This is a genomic window from Streptomyces sp. SID14478 (assembly GCF_010548525.1).
Classification (GTDB): domain Bacteria; phylum Actinomycetota; class Actinomycetes; order Streptomycetales; family Streptomycetaceae; genus Streptomyces.
The window spans coordinates 1-4,645 of record NZ_JAAGMG010000225.1 but is presented as its reverse complement, the minus strand read 5'-3'; the positions used below and the strand labels follow the sequence as shown (position 1 = coordinate 4,645).

The 4,645-nt window shown below is 72.2% G+C and carries 4 protein-coding genes; all 4 read left to right on the top strand.

Annotation, left to right across the window (positions count from 1 at the left end; all coding sequences use genetic code 11):
* Positions 1-1,119, top strand: a 1,119-nt coding sequence (gene cydC, locus G3I40_RS08410; protein ID WP_164301539.1) for a thiol reductant ABC exporter subunit CydC, incomplete at its 5' end; no start/stop codon positions are given.
* A gap of 56 nt (positions 1,120-1,175) precedes the next feature.
* The gene (locus G3I40_RS08405) at positions 1,176-2,921 is read left to right on the top strand and encodes a GAF domain-containing protein (RefSeq protein ID WP_164301538.1); all 1,746 of its coding nucleotides are present in this window, start codon (positions 1,176-1,178) and stop codon (positions 2,919-2,921) included.
* A 112-nt stretch (positions 2,922-3,033) separates the two neighbouring features.
* Complete coding sequence (locus tag G3I40_RS08400; RefSeq protein WP_164301537.1) at positions 3,034-4,083, top strand: M23 family metallopeptidase; 1,050 nt, start codon at positions 3,034-3,036, stop codon at positions 4,081-4,083.
* Positions 4,084-4,218: 135 nt separating this feature from the next.
* Positions 4,219-4,645 (top strand): leucine zipper domain-containing protein (locus G3I40_RS08395; RefSeq protein ID WP_164301536.1); only part of this gene is annotated, 427 nt, incomplete at its 3' end.

Here is a 4,645-nt window from a genome sequence, read left to right as displayed (position 1 = left end):
GGAGCGCTTCCGCAGCGTAAGCAGGAGGCCGGCGATGCCGACTCGGTACTGACCCGGATCGCCTCGCGTACCGCGACCGCGACCGCGCTCGGCGACGGGCTCACGGCGCTGATCACCGGCCTGACCGTGGCGGGCGCCGCCCTCGTCGGCATCCAGGGCGTGCGCGCCGGGCAGCTGGACGGCGTGGCGATGGCGGTCGTCGTCCTGACGCCGCTCGCCGCGTTCGAGGCGGTGCTCGGGCTGCCGCTCGCCGTGCAGTACCGCCAGCGGGTCCACAAGAGCGCTGAGCGCGTCTACGAGGTCCTGGACGCGCCCGAACCCGTACGGGAACCCGAACGGCCCGCACAGGCGCCGCAGGACCCCTTCCCGCTCGTCGTGCGGGGGCTCACCGCCCGGCACGAGGGCCAGGCGAGGGACGCGCTCGCCGGGGTCGACCTGACACTGGACCGGGGCCGCAGGGTCGCCGTCGTCGGTCCCTCCGGATCCGGCAAGACGACGCTCGCCCAGGTGCTGCTGCGCTTCCTCGACCCGGACGCCGGGACGTACACGCTCGGTGGGGGCGACGCGTACGCGATGGACGGCGATGCGGTGCGGCGCAGCGTCGGGCTGTGCGCCCAGGACGCGCACCTCTTCGACAGCACCGTCCGCGAGAACCTGCTGCTGGCCAAGAAGGACGCCGGCGAGGACGAGCTGCGGGCCGTGCTCGACCGCGTACGCCTTCTGGAGTGGGCGGACGCGCTGCCCCACGGGCTCGACACCCTGGTGGGCGAGCACGCCGCGCGGCTGTCCGGCGGGCAGCGGCAACGGCTGGCGCTGGCCCGCGCGCTGCTGGCCGACTTCCCCGTCCTGGTCCTGGACGAGCCCGCCGAGCACCTCGACCTGGAGACGGCGGACGCGCTCACCGCGGACCTGCTGGACGCGACCCGGGGACGGACGACGCTGCTGATCACGCACCGGCTCGCCGGTCTGGACGCCGTCGACGAGGTGATCGTGCTCGACGGCGGGCGGGTCGTGCAGCGTGGCGCCCATGCCGAGCTGACGGCCGTCGACGGGCCGCTGCGGGAGCTTCGGGAGCGGGAGGGCGCGGCGGAACTGCTGGTCGCGGCGGCGGGCGCCTGAGCGCGGACCGGAACCCCGACTTTCCTCGCCAAATAGGACTAACTAGTCTCAAGGGCATGGCAGCCCCGACGGACCCCGCGCCTCTTCCCTCCTCGGACCCGGCCGAGCCCACTGCGGACGCCGTGGAGGCCGCGACCCAGGCCACCCGCAGCCTGCAAGGGCTGTCCACGGAGCTGACCGCACGGGTGCCGCAGCTCCTGGAAGCGATGCGCTCCGTCGGGACCGGCCTGGAGCTGCACTCCACGCTCGACCGGATCTGCGAGACCGCCGCCGAGCTGGCGGACTCCCGATACGCGGCGATCGGCGTCGTCTCCGAGGACGGCGAGGGGCTCTCCGACTTCGTCTACTACGGGGTCGACGAGGAGACCGCGCAGCTCATCGGGCGGCTGCCCGACGGACACCGGGGGCTGCTCGGCGCGCTCATCCACGACCCCGAGCCACTGCGTCTGGCGGACCTCGCGGACGACCCGCGCTCGTGCGGGTTCCCCGCCGACCATCCGCCGATGCGCACGTTCCTCGGCGTCCCCATCCGCGTACAGGGAGAGATCTTCGGCAACCTCTACCTCACGGAGAAGCACGGCGGCGGCGAGTTCAACGACTACGACCTGAACATGGTCCGGGTGCTCGCCACCGAGGCGGGCATCGCGATCGGCAACGCGCGCCTCTACGAAGCGGCACGGCAGCGGGAGCGGTGGATCGACGGATCCGTGGCCGTGACCACCGCGCTGCTCTCCGGCGGCGACGCGGAGGACGCGCTCCAAGTGGTCGCCGAACAGGCCCGCCACCTCTCGGACTCGGCGGCCGGCATAGTGCTGCTGCCCGCCGAGGAGGGCGGCATGGAGATCGTGGCCGTCGCCTCCGACGAGCCCTCGGCCGCGCTCGGCGTGATCATCCCGCCGGAGAGCGAGATCGTCTCCGAACTGCTCGGCGGGGAAGCCGTGTTCGTCGACGACGCGGCCACCGACCCCCGGGTGATGACCGATCTCGCGCGCGGCTACGGCCCGGCCATGATGCTGCCGCTGCAGAGCGACGGGCGCGTCCTGGGGACGTTGGTGACGCCCCGCGCGCGTGGGGGGCGTCCCTTCACGGACGTGGAGCGCACGCTGGCCACACAGTTCGCCTCACAGGCCGCGCTCGCGCTGATGATGGCCGAGGCGCAGCGCGACCGGGAGCGGCTCGCCGTCTTCGAGGACCGCGACCGCATCGCGCGCGACCTGCACGACCTCGTCATCCAGCGGCTCTTCGCCACGGGCATGATGCTGGAGTCGGCCCAGCGGCGGTCGGTGGTGCCCGAGGTGCAGACCGGCATCGGCAAGTCCGTCGACGAACTGGACGTCACCATCCAGGAGATCCGTACCGCCATCTTCGCGCTCCAACAGGGCCCGACGGAGGCGCCGTCGGGCCTGCGCACGCGCGTGCTGCGCGAGATCAACATGGCGGCGGTGCCGCTCGGCTTCAAGCCCTCGCACCGCTTCCTGGGGCCGGTCGACACGGTCGTCGGCGAACTCACCGGCAAGAACCTCATCGCGGCGCTGCGCGAGGCCCTGTCGAACGCGTTCCGGCATGCGGAGGCGTCCCGGATCGACGTCGTCGTGGACGCGGCCATGATCCTTCCCGACGGGCAGCAGGGCGTCCGCCTCACCGTCGCCGACGACGGCGTGGGCATCCCCGAGGGCGGGCGGCGCAGTGGCCTGAAGAACCTCAAGAGGCGGGCCGAGTCGCTCGGCGGCGACAGTTGGTACGGGCCGGGCCTCGGGGACGACGACGGCGGCACGACCGTCGTGTGGCAGGCACCGTACTGAGCCCGGACCTCCCTGAATCGGCGGTACGTTTCTGCGCCGTACGGGGCATGCGTTCCCCCGGCCGTACGAGTCCACAGGGAGGGCGGCAGCGCAGCGGGCAACCATCCGAGACATGCGCCCACGACCCCGCCGCTCCCGCAGCTCCCTCGTCGTACCGGCGCTGCTGTGCGCACTTTTCGCACTCGGCGGCCCGCCCACGCTGTCCCAGGGTGCGGAGGGTCCCGAGCCGAGTGCCGAAGTCGCCCGCCTCTTTGAGGAAGCGTCAGCGGCTACGCAGCACTACGAAGAGGGACGTTTGGCCGCCGCCGCACAAAAGGCCAAGGCACAGCGGATGGAACGGCTGCTCGTGCGGGAGCGCCGCGAGATCGCCGTGCTGCACAACGACCTCGGCCGCATCGCCCGCGCCCAGTACCGCAACGGCGGCGACATCCCGCTCACGGCGCAGATGCTGCTCTCCGCCGAGCCCGAAGAGCTGATGCACGGTCAACGGGCCGTCTGGCAGGCCGATCTCGCGCTCAACAACGCGGTGGACAAGAGCCGTCGCGCGGAGCGGAAGCTCTCGGAGGGGCAGCGCGAGGCGCAGTCCCAATGGAGCTCCCTACGGGTGCGCAACGTCGAACTCGCGCACCTGAAGAAGAGCATCGCCAGCAAGCTGGAGCAGGCGCAGTGGGAGCTGCAGGGCGAGGCGGACCGGTCGGTGGCGGCGGGGCAGTGCCGGGGTGCCGTCCGTCTCGAACAGCCGGAAATTCGCGCCACGCGCGCGTGGCTGCCTCCCGTGGAGAAGTACGCGCTGTCCGCGGGCTTCGACAGCGCGGGCGAGCGCTGGGCGCACCGGCACACCGGCCAGGACTTCGCGGTCGACATCGGCACGCCCGTGCGGGCGGCCGGTGCCGGACGCGTCGTGAGCGTGTCCTGCGGCGGCGCCTTTGGCATCGAGGTCGTCGTGCAGCATCCGGGCGGTTACTACACGCAGTACGCGCACCTCGCGGCCGCCGCAGTGGACCAGGGCGAGAAGGTGCGCGCGGGGCAGTGGCTCGGCCAGTCCGGCACCACCGGCAACTCGACGGGGCCGCACCTGCACTTCGAGGTGCGGCTCACGCCGTATCTGGGGTCGGGCGTCGACCCGGTGAAGTGGTTCGCCGAGCGGGGCGTGACGCTGTAGTCGACGGCCCTAGGTGTTCTGTCCGGGGAGGTTGTGGACAGTGACAGGGTTCACGGCTGATCGATCTTGAAATGGGTGAGGGCCTTCTGGCCTGGTGTGGATTGCGACATCTGCACCAGCAACAGAAAGGCCCTCGTGCCCCACCGTAATGCACCTCTGACCGAGACCGGACGGCTGCGGCTGGCCCGCTGCGTGGTCCATGACGGCTGGCCGCTGCGCCGGGCCGCGGAACGCTTTCAGGTCTCGCCCACCACCGCCCAGCGCTGGGCCGGCCGCTACCGTGCCCTGGGCGAGGCCGGCATGAGCGACCGCTCCAGCCGCCCCCGTCACAGCCCGGACCGGACACCGACCCGCACCGAACGCCGGATCATCAAAGTCCGTGTCCTGCGCCGCTGGGGACCGGCACGCATTGCTCACCTGCTCGGCCTGGTGCCCTCGACCGTCCACCGCGTCCTGACCCGCTACCAGCTCGCCCGGCTCACGCACCTGGACCGGGCAACCGGCCGGGTCATACGCCGCTACGAACGCGACCGGCCCGGCGAACTCGTCCACGTGGACATCA